The sequence below is a fragment of the Comamonas sp. B21-038 genome, from assembly GCF_022387135.1.
In the GTDB taxonomy this organism is placed as follows: Bacteria; Pseudomonadota; Gammaproteobacteria; order Burkholderiales; family Burkholderiaceae_C; genus Comamonas; species Comamonas sediminis.
Map to the genome: position 1 here is coordinate 4,789,492 of NZ_CP092462.1, position 16,742 is coordinate 4,806,233.

At 62.0% G+C, this 16,742-nt stretch carries 11 protein-coding genes and 2 tRNA genes; 10 read left to right on the plus strand and 3 right to left on the minus strand.

Features of this window, described 5'->3' with window-relative positions; genetic code table 11:
• Positions 1 to 32 precede the first annotated feature (32 nt).
• The 9 genes from rplL (at position 33) to MJ205_RS21870 (ending at position 14,716) form a co-directional block, all read left to right on the plus strand.
• The gene (rplL, locus tag MJ205_RS21830) at positions 33 to 407 is read left to right on the plus strand and encodes a 50S ribosomal protein L7/L12 (protein WP_230773212.1); all 375 of its coding nucleotides are present in this window, start codon (positions 33 to 35) and stop codon (positions 405 to 407) included.
• Between the two features lie 270 nt (positions 408 to 677).
• On the plus strand, positions 678 to 4,790 hold the full coding sequence (gene rpoB / locus MJ205_RS21835) for a DNA-directed RNA polymerase subunit beta (protein WP_239810340.1): 4,113 nt from the start codon (positions 678 to 680) through the stop codon (positions 4,788 to 4,790).
• Between the two features lie 19 nt (positions 4,791 to 4,809).
• Positions 4,810 to 9,033 carry a DNA-directed RNA polymerase subunit beta' gene (gene rpoC, locus MJ205_RS21840; protein ID WP_239810341.1) on the plus strand — a complete coding sequence of 1,408 codons (4,224 nt, stop codon included), beginning with the start codon at positions 4,810 to 4,812 and terminating at the stop codon, positions 9,031 to 9,033.
• Between the two features lie 311 nt (positions 9,034 to 9,344).
• Positions 9,345 to 10,754 (plus strand): 16S rRNA (cytosine(967)-C(5))-methyltransferase RsmB, encoded by a 1,410-nt coding sequence (gene rsmB, locus MJ205_RS21845; RefSeq protein ID WP_239810342.1) that lies wholly within the window; start codon positions 9,345 to 9,347, stop codon positions 10,752 to 10,754.
• Between the two features lie 10 nt (positions 10,755 to 10,764).
• Positions 10,765 to 11,361 (plus strand): DUF4390 domain-containing protein, encoded by a 597-nt coding sequence (locus MJ205_RS21850; RefSeq protein WP_239810343.1) that lies wholly within the window; start codon positions 10,765 to 10,767, stop codon positions 11,359 to 11,361.
• Between the two features lie 20 nt (positions 11,362 to 11,381).
• Complete coding sequence (locus tag MJ205_RS21855; protein WP_239812826.1) at positions 11,382 to 13,649, plus strand: sensor histidine kinase; 2,268 nt, start codon at positions 11,382 to 11,384, stop codon at positions 13,647 to 13,649.
• A 39-nt stretch (positions 13,650 to 13,688) separates the two neighbouring features.
• Positions 13,689 to 14,384, plus strand: a complete 696-nt coding sequence (locus tag MJ205_RS21860) for a response regulator (RefSeq protein ID WP_239810344.1) — start codon at positions 13,689 to 13,691, stop codon at positions 14,382 to 14,384.
• A gap of 52 nt (positions 14,385 to 14,436) precedes the next feature.
• Positions 14,437 to 14,512: transfer RNA gene (locus MJ205_RS21865), tRNA-Phe, on the plus strand.
• A gap of 128 nt (positions 14,513 to 14,640) precedes the next feature.
• Positions 14,641 to 14,716, plus strand: a tRNA-Phe gene (locus tag MJ205_RS21870).
• A gap of 43 nt (positions 14,717 to 14,759) precedes the next feature.
• On the opposite strand, the gene MJ205_RS21875 is transcribed toward MJ205_RS21870, so the two are convergent.
• The 3 genes from MJ205_RS21875 to MJ205_RS21885 all read right to left on the minus strand — a co-directional run bounded on the left by MJ205_RS21875 (position 14,760) and on the right by MJ205_RS21885 (position 16,234).
• A complete protein-coding gene (locus MJ205_RS21875; protein WP_239810345.1) occupies positions 14,760 to 15,251 on the minus strand; it encodes an NUDIX domain-containing protein in 492 nt (163 codons plus the stop codon).
• Between the two features lie 94 nt (positions 15,252 to 15,345).
• A complete protein-coding gene (locus tag MJ205_RS21880; protein WP_239810346.1) occupies positions 15,346 to 15,672 on the minus strand; it encodes a helix-turn-helix domain-containing protein in 327 nt (108 codons plus the stop codon).
• Between the two features lie 202 nt (positions 15,673 to 15,874).
• A complete protein-coding gene (locus MJ205_RS21885) occupies positions 15,875 to 16,234 on the minus strand; it encodes a helix-turn-helix domain-containing protein (RefSeq protein WP_239810347.1) in 360 nt (119 codons plus the stop codon).
• Between the two features lie 191 nt (positions 16,235 to 16,425).
• Here MJ205_RS21885 and MJ205_RS21890 point away from each other — a divergent pair, with 191 nt between their 5' ends.
• Positions 16,426 to 16,731, plus strand: a complete 306-nt coding sequence (locus MJ205_RS21890; RefSeq protein WP_239810348.1) for a hypothetical protein — start codon at positions 16,426 to 16,428, stop codon at positions 16,729 to 16,731.
• The last annotated feature ends 11 nt before the right edge of the window (positions 16,732 to 16,742 follow it).

The following is a 16,742-nucleotide window of genomic DNA, read 5'->3' on the forward strand; positions in this document are numbered from 1 at the left end:
GCAAAACCAACCGATATATTTAGGAAATCAAAATGGCATTCGATAAAGACGCATTCTTGACCTCCCTGGACAGCATGACTGTTCTGGAACTGAACGACCTGGTCAAGGCAATTGAAGAAAAGTTTGGCGTGAGCGCTGCTGCTATGGCCGCTCCTGCTGCTGGTGGTGGCGGTGGCGCTGCTGCTGCTGAAGAAAAGACCGAGTTCAACCTGGTGCTGCTGGAAGCCGGCGCTAACAAGGTTGGCGTGATCAAGGCCGTGCGTGAAATCACCGGTCTGGGTCTGAAGGAAGCCAAGGACATGGTCGACGGCGCTCCTAAGGTTCTGAAGGAAGCTATGCCTAAGGCTGACGCTGACGCAGCTGCCAAGAAGCTGACCGAAGCTGGTGCAAAGGCTGAACTCAAGTAATTGAGGGCTTTTTCAAGGCTGGAGTACCCGAAAAGGTGCTCCAGCCTTTGGCGCTTCTGGAATCTCGTTCGCTAGAGCACACCAAAAACTGGCCGTAGATGGCTGATTTTTAGTGTTTTCTAACATCCGACACTAGAAAACCCCTTGGTTCGGGTGGTGTGCAATGCACCACCGTCTGCCATGGTTGGTAGTGGCCAACCCACCAAGCTGCAACCCCGTCACAGGGGTGTCGTCGAAGACCCAGGACTCATGTCTTTGCCCGGAGATCTCATGGCCTATTCTTACACCGAACGCAAGCGAATCCGCAAAAGTTTCGGCAGCCGCGATAGCGTGCTCGAAGTGCCTTACCTGCTGCAAATGCAAAAAGATGCTTACACTGCATTTTTGCAAGCAGACTCGGCCCCCAAAAAGCGTACTGATGAAGGCTTGCAAGCTGCCTTCAACTCGGCTTTCCCCATCGTCTCGCACAACGGTTTTGTGGAGATGAAGTTTGTCGAGTACAACCTCGCCAGGCCCGCTTTCGACGTGCGTGAATGCCAGACCCGTGGTCTGACCTTCTCGTCCGCTGTGCGCGCCAAGGTGCAGTTGATCATCTATGACCGTGAATCCTCCACGCCCCAGTCCAAGGTGGTCAAGGAAGTGAAGGAGCAGGAAGTCTACATGGGCGAAGTGCCCCTGATGACGGACAAAGGTTCATTCATTGTCAATGGCACCGAGCGTGTGATCGTTTCGCAGCTGCACCGCTCGCCAGGTGTGTTCTTTGAACACGACAAGGGCAAGACGCACAGCTCGGGCAAGCTGCTGTTCTCGGCACGCATCATCCCTTACCGCGGCTCCTGGCTGGACTTCGAGTTCGACCCCAAGGACCTGCTGTTCTTCCGTGTGGACCGCCGCCGCAAGATGCCGGTGTCGATTCTGCTCAAGGCCATCGGCATGACGCCCGAGTCCATCCTGGCGACGTTCTACGAGAACGACAACTTCCGCCTGATGGACAGCGGCGCGCAGATGGAATTTGTGGCTGACCGCCTCAAGGGTGAAGTCGCGCGCTTTGACATCACCGACAAGTCGGGCAAGGTGGTCGTGGCCAAGGACAAGCGCATCACCGCGCGCCACACCCGCGAGATGGAGCAATCGGGCACCAAGTTCATCAGCGTGCCTGAAGACTTCCTGCTCGGCCGCGTCGCTGCCAAGAACATCGTTGACCCTGACACCGGTGAAATCATCGCCAAGGCCAACGAAGAGATGACCGAAGCGCTGCTCAAGAAGCTGCGCTCCGCCGGCATCCAGGATCTGGCTTGCATCTACACCAACGAACTGAGCCACGGCGCCTACATCTCGCAGACCCTGCGCACCGATGAAACCGCTGACGAGTTCGCGGCACGCGTTGCCATCTACCGCATGATGCGCCCTGGTGAGCCTCCAACCGAGGACGCCGTGCAGGCGCTGTTCCAGCGTTTGTTCTACAACGAAGACACCTACGATCTGTCGCGTGTCGGCCGTATGAAGTTCAACGCCAAGATCGGCCGCGACACCCCGACCGGTCCCATGGTGCTGTCCAACGAAGACATCCTCGAAGTCGTGAAGATCCTGGTGGATCTGCGCAACGGCAAGGGTGAAGTCGATGACATCGACCACCTGGGCAACCGCCGCGTGCGTTGCGTGGGCGAGCTGGCCGAAAACCAGTACCGCACCGGTCTGGCACGTATCGAAAAGGCTGTGAAGGAGCGTCTGGGCCAGGCTGAGCAAGAGCCCCTGATGCCGCACGACCTGATCAACAGCAAGCCGATCTCTGCCGCCCTGAAGGAATTCTTCGGCGCCTCGCAGCTGTCGCAGTTCATGGACCAGACCAACCCGCTGGCTGAAATCACGCACAAGCGCCGTGTTTCCGCTCTGGGCCCAGGCGGTCTGACCCGCGAACGCGCAGGCTTCGAAGTGCGTGACGTGCACGTGACCCACTACGGCCGCGTCTGCCCGATCGAAACGCCTGAAGGTCCGAACATTGGTCTGATCAACTCGCTGGCTCTGTACGCGCGTCTGAACGAGTACGGTTTCATCGAAACCCCTTACCGTCGCGTGATCGACGGCAAGGTGACCGACCAGATGGACTACCTGTCGGCCATCGAAGAAGGCAAGTACGTGATCGCGCAGGCCAATGCCGAGCTCGACGCCGAAGGCCGCCTGACCGGTGACCTGGTCTCTGCCCGTGAAAACGGTGAATCGACCCTGCTGTCCGCCGAGCGCGTGCAGTACATGGACGTGTCGCCCGCACAGATCGTGTCGGTGGCTGCGTCGCTGATTCCGTTCCTGGAACACGATGACGCGAACCGCGCGTTGATGGGTGCCAACATGTCGCGCCAGGCCGTGCCTGTGCTGCGCCCTGAAAAGCCCATGGTCGGTACCGGTATCGAGCGCGTTGCTGCGGTCGACTCGGGCACCGTCGTGACGGCCACCCGTGGCGGTATCGTCGACTACGTGGACGCGACCCGTATCGTGATCCGTGTGAACGACGAAGAAGCCGTGGCCGGTGAAGTGGGTGTGGACATCTACAACCTCATCAAGTACCAGCGTTCCAACCAGAACACCAACATCCACCAGCGTCCTGTGGTTCGCCGCGGCGACAAGCTGGCCAAGGGTGACGTGATTGCGGACGGCGCATCGACCGACCTGGGCGAAATCGCCATTGGTCAGAACATGCTGATCGCCTTCATGACCTGGAACGGCTACAACTTCGAAGACTCGATCCTGATCTCCGAACGCGTGGTCGCGGAAGACCGCTACACCTCGATCCACATCGAGGAACTGGTGGTGATGGCCCGCGACACCAAGCTCGGTGCCGAGGAAATCACGCGCGACATCCCGAACCTGTCCGAGCAGCAACTCAACCGTCTGGACGAGTCCGGCATCATCTACGTGGGTGCAGAAGTGCAACCCGGCGATGTGCTGGTGGGCAAGGTCACGCCAAAGGGCGAGACCACGCTGACCCCGGAAGAGAAGCTGCTGCGTGCCATCTTCGGCGAGAAGGCGTCCGACGTGAAGGACACCTCGCTGCGCGTGGACCAGGGCTCGCAAGGTACCGTGATCGATGTGCAGGTCTTCACCCGTGAAGGCATCCAGCGCGACAAGCGCGCCCAGCAGATCATTGACGACGAACTCAAGCGTTTCCGTCTGGACCTGAACGACCAGCTGCGTATTGTGGAAGCCGATGCGTTTGACCGTATCGCCAAGCTGCTCAACGGCCGCGTGGCCAATGGCGGCCCGCAAAAGCTGGCCAAGGGTACCAAGATCGACAAGGCCTATCTGGACGGCGTGGAGAAGTTCCACTGGTTCGATATCCGCCCAGCCGAAGACGACGTCGCAGCCCAGCTGGAGTCCATCAAGAACTCCATCGAGCAGCAACGCCACAACTTCGACCTGGCTTTCGAAGAAAAGCGCAAGAAGCTCACGCAAGGCGACGAGCTGCCTGCTGGCGTGCTCAAGATGGTCAAGGTCTACCTGGCCGTCAAGCGCCGTCTGCAGCCTGGCGACAAGATGGCCGGCCGTCACGGTAACAAGGGTGTGGTCTCCAAGATCGTGCCGGTGGAAGACATGCCTTTCATGGCCGATGGCACCACCGCCGACATCGTGCTGAACCCGCTGGGCGTGCCTTCGCGCATGAACATCGGTCAGGTGCTGGAAGTCCACCTGGGCTGGGCCGGCAAGGGCCTGGGCCAGCGTATCGGTGACATGCTGCAGGCCGAAGCCCGTGCCGCTGAAGTGCGCTCCTTCCTGGAAGAGGTGTACAACAGCCGCGGCCGCAAGGAAGACCTCAAGCAACTGTCCGATGACCAGATCATGTTCATGGCGGAGAACCTGAAGAACGGCGTGCCTTTCGCAACGCCCGTGTTCGACGGTGCGTCCGAGCAGGAAATCAAGGACATGCTCAAGCTGGCGTACCCGGATGACATCCAGGCACGCAAGGGTCTGACCGAGCCACGCACCCAGGCTTACCTGTATGACGGCCGCACCGGTGAGCGCTTCGAGCGCCCCACCACCATCGGCTACATGCACTACCTGAAGCTGCACCACTTGGTCGACGACAAGATGCACGCCCGCTCCACTGGTCCTTACTCGCTGGTGACGCAACAACCTCTGGGCGGTAAGGCCCAGTTCGGTGGTCAGCGTTTCGGTGAAATGGAAGTGTGGGCGCTGGAAGCGTATGGCGCCGCCTATGTGCTGCAGGAAATGCTGACCGTGAAGTCCGATGACGTGGTGGGCCGTACCAAGGTGTACGAATCCATCGTCAAGGGCGAACACGCCATCGAAGCCGGCATGCCGGAGTCGTTCAATGTGCTGGTCAAGGAAATCCGTTCCCTGGGCCTGGACATCGAACTGGAACGTTCTTAATTGAAGGGGGAAAGAGTCTATGAAATCGCTACTCGACCTGTTCAAACAATTTACGCCTGATGAGCATTTCGATGCCATCAAAATCGGCCTGGCTTCGCCCGAAAAGATCCGTTCGTGGTCTTTCGGCGAAGTGAAGAAGCCCGAGACCATCAACTACCGTACCTTCAAGCCCGAGCGCGATGGTCTGTTCTGCGCCAAGATCTTTGGCCCGATCAAGGACTACGAATGCCTGTGCGGCAAGTACAAGCGCTTGAAGCACCGCGGTGTGATCTGCGAGAAGTGCGGCGTTGAAGTCACGCAGACCAAGGTGCGCCGCGAGCGCATGGGTCACATCGACCTGGCCGCGCCTTGCGCCCATATCTGGTTCCTCAAGTCCCTGCCTTCGCGCCTGGGCCTGGTGCTGGACATGACCTTGCGCGACATCGAACGCGTGCTGTACTTCGAAGCCTACGTGGTGACCGACCCCGGCATGACCCCGCTGAAGAAGTTCAGCATCATGTCGGAAGACGAGTACGACAAGAACGTCGAAGAGTACGGTGATGAATTCGTGGCCAAGATGGGCGCCGAAGGCATCAAGGACCTGCTCGAAGGCATCGAGATCGATGCGGAAATCGAGCGCCTGCGCAACGACCTGACCGGCTCCGAAGTCAAGGTCAAGAAGAACGCCAAGCGCCTGAAGCTGCTCGAAGCGTTCAAGAAGTCCGGCATCAAGCCCGGTTGGATGGTGATGGAAGTGCTGCCTGTGCTGCCTCCCGATCTGCGTCCACTGGTGCCGCTGGACGGCGGCCGCTTTGCGACCTCCGACCTGAACGACCTGTACCGCCGCGTCATCAACCGTAACTCGCGTCTGCGCCGCCTGCTGGAGCTGAAGGCTCCAGAGATCATTGCCCGCAATGAAAAGCGCATGCTGCAAGAAGCGGTCGACTCGCTGCTGGACAACGGCCGCCGTGGCAAGGCCATGACCGGCGCGAACAAGCGTGCCCTCAAGTCGCTGGCCGACATGATCAAGGGCAAGAGCGGTCGTTTCCGCCAGAACTTGCTGGGCAAGCGCGTCGACTACTCCGGTCGTTCCGTGATTACCGTGGGCCCAACGCTCAAGCTGCACCAGTGCGGTCTGCCCAAGCTGATGGCGCTGGAGCTGTTCAAGCCTTTCATCTTCGCGCAGCTCGAAGCGCGTGGCATCGCCACGACCATCAAGGCCGCCAAGAAGGAAGTGGAAACCGGCACCCCCGTGGTGTGGGACATCCTGGAAGAGGTGATCCGCGAGCATCCGATCATGCTCAACCGCGCACCTACGCTGCACCGTCTGGGTATCCAGGCGTTCGAGCCTATCCTGATCGAAGGCAAGGCCCTGCAACTGCACCCGCTGGTTTGCGCGGCATTCAACGCTGACTTCGACGGTGACCAGATGGCTGTTCACGTGCCGCTGTCGGTGGAAGCACAGATGGAAGCCCGCACCCTGATGCTGGCCTCCAACAACGTGCTGTTCCCCGCTTCGGGCGAACCCTCGATCGTTCCTTCTCAGGACGTGGTGCTGGGCCTGTACCAGGCCACCCGCGAGAAGATCAACGGCAAGGGCGAAGGCATGGTGTTCTCCGACATCGGCGAAGTGCAACGCGCACTGGATGCCGAGCAGGTCGAGCGCGCCACCAAGATCAGCGTGCGTCTGACCGAGTGGAACAAGAACAAGGCCTCCGGTGAGTTCGAGCCGACGACCAAGCTGGTGGAAACCACCGTTGGCCGTGCCCTGCTGTCCGAGATTCTGCCCAAGGGTATGCCTTTCTCTTCGATCAACAAGACGTTGAAGAAGAAGGAAATCTCCAAGCTGATCAACATCTCGTTCCGCAAGTGCGGTCTGAAGGAAACCGTGGTGTTCGCCGACAAGCTGCTGCAAAACGGCTTCCGTCTGGCAACGCGCTCCGGTATCTCGATCGCCATCGGCGACATGCTGGTGCCACCGCAAAAGGCCGAGATCATCGCCCGCTCCGAAGCGGAAGTGAAGGAAATCGAGCAGCAGTACGTCTCCGGTCTGGTCACCGCTGGCGAGCGCTACAACAAGGTGGTGGACATTTGGGGCAAGGCCGGTGACGAAGTCTCCAAGGTCATGATGGCCCAGCTGGCCAAGGAAAAGGTCATTGACCGCCATGGCAAGGAAGTCGATCAGGAATCGTTCAACGCGATTTACATGATGGCCGACTCCGGCGCCCGTGGCTCGGCCGCACAGATCCGCCAGCTGGCAGGTATGCGTGGTCTGATGGCCAAGCCTGACGGCTCGATCATCGAGACCCCCATCACGGCGAACTTCCGTGAAGGTCTGAACGTGTTGCAGTACTTCATCTCCACCCACGGTGCCCGTAAGGGTCTGGCGGATACGGCGCTGAAGACGGCCAACTCCGGTTACCTGACGCGCCGTCTGGTGGACGTGACGCAGGACTTGGTGATCACCGAGCTCGACTGCGGCACGCACAACGGCACGTTGATGCGCGCTGTGGTCGAAGGCGGTGAAGTGATCGAGTCGCTGCGCGACCGTATCCTGGGCCGTACCGCTGCGGACGAAGTGCTGCACCCTGAGACCCGCGCCCTGTTGGCCAAGGCTGGCGATCTGTTCGACGAAGACCTGATCGAAGAGCTGGAAGCTGCTGGTGTGGACGAAGTGAAGGTGCGCACGGCACTGACCTGCGAAACCCGCTTCGGTCTGTGCGCCACTTGCTACGGCCGCGACCTGGGCCGTGGCGGCCTGATCAACCTCGGCGAAGCCGTCGGTGTGATCGCTGCCCAGTCCATCGGTGAGCCTGGCACGCAGCTGACCATGCGTACGTTCCACATCGGTGGTGCGGCGTCGCGTGCGGCAGTGGCCTCCAGCGTGGAAGCCAAGTCCAACGGTATCGTGGGCTTCAATCCACAGATGCGCTATGTGACCAACAACAAGGGCGAACTGGTCGTGATTTCCCGCTCCGGCGAAATCGTGATCCAGGACGAGTACGGCCGCGAGCGTGAGCGTCACAAGATGCCTTACGGTGCAACGCTGTCGATCAAGCCTGATCAGCAGATCAAGGCAGGTACCGTGTTGGCCAACTGGGATCCGCTGACCCGCCCGATCATTACCGAATACGCCGGTCAGGTGAAGTTCGAGAATGTCGAAGAAGGTCTGACGGTGGCCAAGCAGGTCGACGAAGTGACCGGTCTGTCCACCCTGGTGGTGATCGATCCGAAGCACCGTGGCTCTGCCAAGGTGGTGCGTCCGCAGGTCAAGCTGGCAGATGCCAACGGCCAGGAAGTCAAGATTCCTGGTACCGACCACGCGGTGACGATCGGCTTCCAGGTCGGCGCTCTGCTGCAGGTGCGCGATGGCCAGGAAGTGGGCCCCGGCGAAGTGCTGGCCCGTATCCCGATGGAAGGCCAGAAGACCCGCGACATTACCGGTGGTCTGCCACGTGTGGCCGAACTGTTCGAAGCCCGTACGCCGAAGGACAAGGGCGCGCTGGCCGAGATGACCGGTACCGTGTCCTACGGTAAGGAAACCAAGGGCAAGGTGCGCCTGCAGATCACCGATCTGGAAGGCAAGGTCTGGGAAGAGCTGGTTCCCAAGGAACGCAACATCCTGGTGCACGAAGGCCAGGTGGTCAACAAGGGCGAGCTGATCGTCGACGGCCCAGCCGATCCGCAGGACATCCTGCGCCTGCTGGGTATCGAAGAGCTCTCGCGCTACATCGTGGACGAAGTGCAGGACGTGTACCGCTTGCAGGGCGTGAAGATCAACGACAAGCACATCGAGGTGATCGTTCGCCAGATGCTGCGCCGTGTGGTCATCGAAGCCCCGGGTGATACCTCTTACATCCAGGGTGAGCAGGTCGAGCGCTCCGAAGTGCTCAACACCAACGAAGCTGCACTGCGCGATGGCAAGATCCCTGCGGTCTACTCCAACGTGTTGCTGGGTATCACCAAGGCTTCGCTGTCGACCGACTCCTTCATCTCGGCCGCTTCCTTCCAGGAAACGACCCGCGTGCTGACCGAGGCTGCCATCATGGGCAAGCGCGACGAGCTGCGTGGCCTGAAGGAAAACGTCATCGTGGGTCGTCTGATCCCCGCTGGTACCGGTCTGGCTTACCACCAGGCGCGCAAGGCCAAGGACGAAATGGACGAGGCCGAGCGCCGCGCGATTGCCGATGCGGAAGCGGCCGAGCTGGCCGGTGTGTCCGAAGAAGCCGCTGCGGACACCGCTGCAGACCCTGCTGCTGACTAAGCCGCCGCTGCCTGACTGGTGCAAGCCAGTCAGGTCCGGCGTGGATCGTCAGCACCTGCCTTGACCAGGTTCTTTGCAAGACCCGTAATTTCGCGCCGCGGAATTACGGGTTTTTTATTGCCTCACTTCCGGCTCGCCCCGATGATGGCCCTGTGCCAAGCCCCCAACCGCCCGCGCATCCGGCGCCGGGCCGGGTGTTTCGCACAGTGTCTTTACCAGGCCTGCTCTGCCCGCGCAGAGGCTGCCTGGGGCATATCGATTAGTATTCCTTTTGTACCGCAGCGGCACCCAGGCCTTTGTACTCCCCCGGCATGAACCCATCTTCCCGTCCACGACAACCCTCCCGGGCCGCCACGGCAGCCACCCCCAACCCAGGCCCCAGCCTGTCCGCCCAGCTGGTGGCGGTGGCGCGCGCCTTGCAGGAAGTGCGCCAGGGCCAATCGGCCCGTGCCGTGCTGGGCGGCGTAGAGCCCGCGCTGCGCGCTGGCGTGCAGGCCCTGTTGATGGATGTGCTGCGCGTGCTGGGCACCGCAGAAGCCGTGCGTGCCGAACTGGCCCCGCGCAAGCCCGCCAGCGCGGTCGATGCCCTGCTGTGCACGGCGCTGGCACTGTTGTTGCCCGAGGTGCCGCGCTACGACGCGTTCACCGTCGTGAACCAGGCGGTGGATGCCGCCAAGAAGCGCTCGGCCACCAAGTCGCAATCGGCGTTCATCAACGGCTGCCTGCGCAGCTTCCTGCGCGAGCGCGATGATTTGCTGCGTGCCGTGGCCCAGGAGCCGGTGGCGCAATTCAACCACCCGCAGTGGTGGCTCAAGCGCCTGCAGCAGGGCTATCCGCAGGACTGGCAGGCCATTGTGGCCGCCAACAATGCGAAGGCCCCGATGGCCTTGCGCGTGAACCTGCAGCGCTGCAGCCGCGCCGGCTACCTGGCGCTGCTCGACGACGCGGGCATCGAGGCCGTTGTCGGCGTGGGTGAGGCCGGCCTGGTGCTGGCGCGTGGGGTGCCGGTCGATCAGCTGCCGCAGTTTGCGCAAGGCTGGGTGTCGGTGCAGGACAGCGCCGCCCAGATGGCCGCGCCGCTGCTGCTCGATGGCTTGCAGCCGCACGATGGCCGCGCGCTGCATGTGCTCGATGCCTGCGCCGCACCCGGCGGCAAGACAGCGCATCTGCTGGAGTGCGCCACGGCCCAGCGGCCCATCGACATGGTGGCGCTGGAGATCGACGCCAAGCGCGCCGAACGCATTGGCGACACCTTGGCGCGGCTGGCGTTGCAGGCCGATGTCGTAGTGGCCAGCGGCAGCGACGTGCCCAGCTGGCTGCCGGCGGTGCAGGCGCGCCACGGAATGCAGCAATTTGATGCAATTTTGTTGGACGCGCCGTGCTCGGCCTCCGGCATCGTCCGCCGCCAGCCCGATGTGCGCTGGCTGCGCCGCTCCACCGACATTGCGCAGCTCGCGGAGATCCAGCGCACGTTGCTGGAGGCGCTGTGGCCGCTGGTCGTTCCTGGCGGCCGGCTGCTGTACTGCACCTGTTCGGTCTTCCATGAGGAGGGCGAGGACCAGGTGGCGCAGTTCCTCGGCCGCCATGCGGATGCCCAACGGCTGCCGGCGCCAGGGCATTTGTTGCCACAGTTGCGCGAGCCCGGTCACAATAGCTTGGGCAGCCTGGCGCGCGACCACGACGGTTTCTACTACGCGCTGCTGCACAAGCCGCCTCGTTGAGCCCGTCCGTATGCGATTGATCCACCACTTTCTTCTTGCGCTGGTGCTGTGCTTTGCTGCAGCGGTGCCGGCCATCGCGTCGGACCATGAGAAAAAGGTCGAGCTGCAGCTGGTGCGCAATGCCGAGGGCGCCTTTGCCACCGTCGCGCTGCAGTTTGCGCTGCCCGACCAGATCGACGATGCATTGAACAAGGGCGTAGCGCTGTACTTTGTGCAGGAGGCCGAGATCATCTCCGAGCGCTGGTACTGGCGCGACAAGACCGTCAAGAAAACCGCCCGCTACCTGCGCGTGAGCTACCAGCCGCTGACGCGGCGCTGGCGCCTGCATGTCTCCAGCATGCCGCTGACCGATGCCGCTGCGGTGACATCGCTGGGCCAGAGTTTTGACAGCCTCGACGAGGTGATGCTGGTGGTCAAGCGCGTGCGCAACTGGAAGATCGCCAGCGCCGACGAACTCTCCAGCGACGTGGACTACCTCGTCAAGTTCAACTTCAGGCTCGACAGCAGCCAGTTGCCGCGCATCTTCCAGTTCGCGCCGTTCAGCAATGACGGCCTGAACCTGCAGATCAAAAGCCAGCTGCCGCTGCCGGAGGCAAGCGCGCCGTGAAAATCGAAAAGACATCGTCGATGCGCGTGGCCTACACGCCCAGCCGTGCGCGCTGGTCGGTGATCGTGGGCCTGTCGGCCATGATCGGCATTGGCCTGGTGCTGCTCTTCTTGCTGTCTTTCGCCACCAACAATCGGGTGCTGTACGAGCGCTACTACGGCGTGCTGCTGGGGGTCAACATCGGGGTCGCCTGCGTGCTCAGCATGGTGGTGCTCTGGGGCGTGGCCATCCTGGTGCGGCGCCTGATGGCGCGCCGCTTTGGCAGCAAGCTGCTGCTCAAGCTGGCGGCCACCTTTGCGCTGGTCGGCGTGCTGCCTGGCGTCGTGATCTATTTCGTCTCCTACCAGTTCGTCTCGCGCTCCATCGAGAGCTGGTTCGATGTGAAGGTCGAAGGCGCGCTCGATGCCGGGGTCAACCTCGCACGCATCACGCTCGATACCACCTCCACCGCGATGGCCGAGCGCACCCGCACGGCGAGCAGCCAGCTGTCCCAGATATCGGATGCCGCTTCCGGCCTGGTGCTCGAACGCATCAAGGACCAGCTGGGCGCCGACGACGTGGTGCTGTGGTCGGCCAACTCCCAGGCGATTGCCAGCACCGGCCAGTCGCGCTTTGTGCTGAACCCCGAAAAGCCCTCGGCCGCATTGCTGCGTACCGCCACCCAGCAGCAGCGCGCATTTCAGATCGATGGTCTCGAAGAGGTGGCCGACATCAATGGCGCGATCACCGGCGACCCCTCCAAGGTGCGCGTCAAGACGCTGGTGCAGGTGGCCAATGGCGACGTGGGGGTGATCCCCGACGGCCGGTTTCTGCAGGCCACGATGCCGCTGCCCGCGGCCCTGGTCGTCAACGCGCTGAAAGTGCAGGAAGCCAACCGCGAATACCAGGAGCGCGCGCTGGCACGGGATGGCCTGCGCCGCATGTACATCGGCACCTTGACCCTGAGCCTGTTCCTCGCCGTGTTCGGCGCCGTGGTGCTGGCAGCCTTGCTCGGCAACCAGCTGGTGCGCCCGCTTTTGGTGCTGGCCGAGGGCGTGCGCGAGGTGGCATCAGGCAATCTGCGGCCCAAACCGGTGCTGCCCAGCAAGGACGAGCTGAGCGGCCTGACCCGCTCCTTTGCCGAGATGACGCAGCAGCTGCTCGATGCCCGCCGCGCGGTGGAGCGCGGCATGCGCCAGACCGACGAGGCGCGCCAGAGCCTGCAGACCATTCTGGACAACCTGACGGCCGGCGTCATCGTGCTCGATGCCCAGGGCGTGATCCACTCCAGCAACCCCGGCGCCACGCGCATCTTGCGGGCCCCGCTGGCTGCCTTCGAGGGCCGTCCGCTGCGTGATCTGCCCGGCCTGCAGGCGTTCGCGCAGGCGGTGGACCAGCAGTTTGCCCGCCTGCACGATGTGACCGACGAGCACTACCTGGACCACTGGCAGCAGCCCTATGAACTGCATGGCGACAGCCAGCTGCCCAACCAGAACAGCATCAACCTGGTGGCGCGCGGCGCGACCTTGCCCGACAACCGCCGCCTGCTGGTGTTCGACGACATCTCCGAAATCGTCTCGGCGCAGCGCGCCCAGGCCTGGGGCGAGGTCGCCCGCCGTCTGGCCCACGAGATCAAGAACCCGCTGACACCGATCCAGCTGTCTGCCGAGCGGCTGGAGATCAAGCTGGCCCACAAGCTCGAAGGCCAGGACCAGGCGATTTTGAAAAAGTCTGTGACCACCATCGTCGACCAGGTCGACGCGATGAAGCGGCTGGTCAACGAGTTCCGCGACTACGCGCGCCTGCCCGCCGCCGAGCTGCAGGCCGTGGACCTCAATGCGCTGGTGATGGACGTGCTGCATCTGTATGGCGCGGAAAATGCTGTGATCCCTGTGGAGGCAGAGCTGGACAGCGCGGCTCCACGTATCATGGGCGATGCGCAGCAGTTGCGGCAGGTCATCCACAACTTGCTGCAAAATGCGCAGGATGCAACGCAGCAGGCCTGGGTGGGCAACGAGACATCGGCACCGGCGGTGCGGATCTCCACGCGGTTCAGCAGCAGCAGCAAGCGGGTGCGTTTGACAATTGCTGACTGCGGTTGCGGTTTTCCAGAACATATATTACAAAAGGCGTTTGAGCCCTACGTGACGACCAAGCCCCGGGGCACGGGCTTGGGCTTGGCCGTCGTCAAGAAAATTGCGGACGAGCATGGCGCTCGCGTAGAAATCTCTAATCGAGTCGAGGGGGAAAAAATCTTAGGTGCCCAAGTGTCGTTATCATTCGCTATCGAAAAAGAAGTGATGATTTAAAATAACTCTCACACCTGTTGCACTGGATTTTCAAAAAATATGGCAAATATTCTGGTTGTCGATGACGAATTGGGAATTCGGGACCTCCTGTCGGAGATCCTGAACGATGAGGGCCACAGCGTGGACGTTGCGGAAAACGCCACGCAGGCGCGTTTGGCCCGCAACGAAAGCGGCTACGACCTGGTGCTGCTCGACATCTGGATGCCCGACACCGATGGCGTGTCGCTGCTCAAGGAGTGGTCGATGACCGGCCTGCTGACCATGCCCGTGATCATGATGAGTGGCCACGCCACCATTGATACGGCGGTGGAAGCAACGCGCATTGGCGCGTTCTCTTTTTTGGAAAAGCCCATCACGATGCAGAAGCTGCTCAAGGCCGTCGAGCAGGGCCTGCAGCGCAATGTGCCGGCACCCGCCGCCGCGCCACCGGCTGCCGCTGCGCCGGGCAAGCTGGCGCCGTCTTTCACGCCGACCGGCTACAGCGCCCCGGTGGTTGCCAGCGTGGCCAACGCCGCCTCGGCCGATGCTGCGCCCAACGCCCACCAGGGCTTTGACCTGGACCGGCCGCTGCGCGAAGCCCGCGACGGTTTCGAGAAGGCCTATTTCGAATTCCACTTGGCGCGCGAAGGCGGCTCGATGACCCGCGTGGCAGAGAAGACCGGCCTGGAGCGCACCCACCTGTACCGCAAGCTGCGCCAGCTGGGCGTGGACCTGACGCGCAATAAAAAGCACTGATTTCAGTTTTTTGAAAACGGGCGCTTTTTTTCGGGCTATAATTTCACTCGTGGGCCCGGTAGCTCAGTTGGTAGAGCAGCGGATTGAAAATCCGCGTGTCCGTGGTTCGATTCCGCGCCAGGCCACCAAAACAACAAGCCTCTGCATCAGACATGGTGCAGAGGCTTTCTTGTATGCGCAAGGCATCGGATGCGCAGCAATTGCCCCCAAGTTGCCGGCCAGGCTCTCCGCTCAGGCTATAATGCTAGCTTGTGTTGGCCCGGTAGCTCAGTTGGTAGAGCAGCGGATTGAAAATCCGCGTGTCCGTGGTTCGATTCCGCGCCAGGCCACCAAACGCATTCTGAAGCCCATCCTCTGCGATGGGCTTTTTTGCGTCTAGGGGCTGCGTCTTTGGGCCCGTGGTGCGGATCCGTCTGCCGCGGACAGCAGCGCCTGCTTGAGCCCCGCCGGGAACAGTGCCGGGCCGCCTGGCATATCCAGCGCAGCCACGTCCCACCAGCGTGCCGTGCAGACGCCGCCGCTGTTTTCGCGAAAGCGGATGTTGTCCAGATGCGCGAAGCGTGCTGCATCAAACACCACCTCGGCGATGAACAGCACCTCATGGCCAACGGCCCCGTGGTGGCGGTAGATGTTCTCCATCACGAGGGGCGGGCCTGGAACTTCCACCTCGACCTCCAGCTCCTCGATGAACTCGCGTCTGAGCGCATCCTGCCAGCGCTCGCCAAACTCCACGCTGCCGCCCAGAGGGCGCACCCCTGTCAGACGGCCTTCGTCATCGGCGACCTCGGCGGCCAGCAGTTTGCCGTTGCGCCAGTGCAGGCCGAGGGCCTTGACTTTGATGTGCTGGGGTGGTCGCCAGGAGGTCATGGCCATACTTATCTCTGCATTCGGGTTGCTTGCGTTAGATGCTTGCGCTGAAGCTGGCGCTCGCTCGTCATCTGTCCGACTGGACTTCAACGATTCAGGCGATCTCTGCCAGCCAATGTGCCAGCGCCTTGGCACGCTTGTTTTTGCTCATCGTTCCCAGAGACAACAAGAGCAGGGCAGCGTCGTCATCCTCGCAGTACAGATAGGCAAGCGGCACCTGCAATGCTTCGGCAATCAGTCGTGCCGTTTTGACGGGAGGCTCATGCGTACCCAGTTCATAGCGGCTGATGCGCGCACGGCTTGCAGATTCATCAATGCCTATCAGTACGCCGACTTTTTCTTGCGACCAGCCCAAGTCTTCCCGCCGGGCTCGCATGCGGCGGCCCAGGATGGTTGAAGTGGGAGAGAGGGCAGAAGGCATGTCACGAGTCTCGTGACTTTGTGGTAAGCTGTCGTCACGAAAAACGTGACATAGAGCGGCTTCAAAAGGATCCTTTCAGGAGCAATCTCAAAGGTGAGTATTGGAAGAAATGAAACTGCAGCAACCGGGGCATGGCGCCGTAACTCTGCACTGCAGGGATGCGATGTGCCTCTCTCCACAAGGGCTGAGACCGAGCCTTCGGTCAGTCCCCAGGCGAACGCAAGCGCTCACAAAGCTGCTGCACGATACCGGTGACAAAGGCACGGTCCGCCGGTTTCAACTCGGACAGCCATGCGCTGATGCGCATGGCCTGGTCATCGGGGGCGGTGGAGCTGTGGGCCAGCAGGTCGCCAATGCTGACCCGCAGTACCGACGCGAGGTTCTCCAGCGTATGCAGTGACGGGGCGGATGCACCGCGCTCAAAGCGGCTGATGGTCTCCGGCTCCACATGCAGCCGTTCTGCCAATTGCGCCTGCGTCCACCGGCGCGACTTGCGCAGCTCGGCAATGCGTTGCCCCAAGAGTTGGGCCAAAGGCTGCTCGGCCAGCTTCTTGTTGATCATATCTGTCTAGTTGAAATCCAACAGATATGGTTGTGTGTGGAGCGGAAAGGGGCCAGAATTCAATTTGTGGAATCCAATGTAATTTCACTATATTCGGGGCCGAGGCCGACGTGCGCGCTGCGATCGGGATCCGCGGGCGCAAGGCCACGGCTGCCTATCGTCAACCCCAAAGTACCGGAGGACTCAACACCATGCCGCATGCCCCGCAACATCGCCACAGCAGCCTGGCCCCTGAAATGCAGGGGCGTAAGGAGCCGGCGCGCCCACGCAGCGTTGCAGCGGCCACGCCGACTGCGGCCGTGCCCTCTGCTGCGCGCCGCCGATTGGGCCGCAACCAGCTCGGCATTTGCCTGCTGTTTTTTGTCGAAGGTCTGCTGGGCCTGTGGGTGGTGGGATGGCCGGCGCTGAGCCTGTGCATTTTGGGAACGCTGTACCTGGCCAGCACCGCCAGACGCAAGGAAACAGCGCAGCGCAGAGCCGCTGGCACCAGCCCCTGACGTCTGCGGGA

Excerpts from the sequence above, each read along its gene's own strand:
- MJ205_RS21890 (WP_239810348.1), top strand. The coding sequence starts at position 16,426 with ATGCCGCATGCCCCGCAACATCGCCACAGCAGCCTGGCCCCTGAAATG.
- MJ205_RS21875 (WP_239810345.1), bottom strand. The coding sequence starts at position 15,251 with ATGACCTCCTGGCGACCACCCCAGCACATCAAAGTCAAGGCCCTCGGC.
- rsmB (WP_239810342.1), top strand. The coding sequence starts at position 9,345 with ATGAACCCATCTTCCCGTCCACGACAACCCTCCCGGGCCGCCACGGCA.
- rpoC (WP_239810341.1), top strand. The coding sequence starts at position 4,810 with ATGAAATCGCTACTCGACCTGTTCAAACAATTTACGCCTGATGAGCAT.
- rplL (WP_230773212.1), top strand. The coding sequence starts at position 33 with ATGGCATTCGATAAAGACGCATTCTTGACCTCCCTGGACAGCATGACT.
- rpoB (WP_239810340.1), top strand. The coding sequence starts at position 678 with ATGGCCTATTCTTACACCGAACGCAAGCGAATCCGCAAAAGTTTCGGC.
- MJ205_RS21855 (WP_239812826.1), top strand. The coding sequence starts at position 11,382 with ATGCGCGTGGCCTACACGCCCAGCCGTGCGCGCTGGTCGGTGATCGTG.
- MJ205_RS21850 (WP_239810343.1), top strand. The coding sequence starts at position 10,765 with ATGCGATTGATCCACCACTTTCTTCTTGCGCTGGTGCTGTGCTTTGCT.
- MJ205_RS21880 (WP_239810346.1), bottom strand. The coding sequence starts at position 15,672 with ATGCCTTCTGCCCTCTCTCCCACTTCAACCATCCTGGGCCGCCGCATG.
- MJ205_RS21860 (WP_239810344.1), top strand. The coding sequence starts at position 13,689 with ATGGCAAATATTCTGGTTGTCGATGACGAATTGGGAATTCGGGACCTC.
- MJ205_RS21885 (WP_239810347.1), bottom strand. The coding sequence starts at position 16,234 with ATGATCAACAAGAAGCTGGCCGAGCAGCCTTTGGCCCAACTCTTGGGG.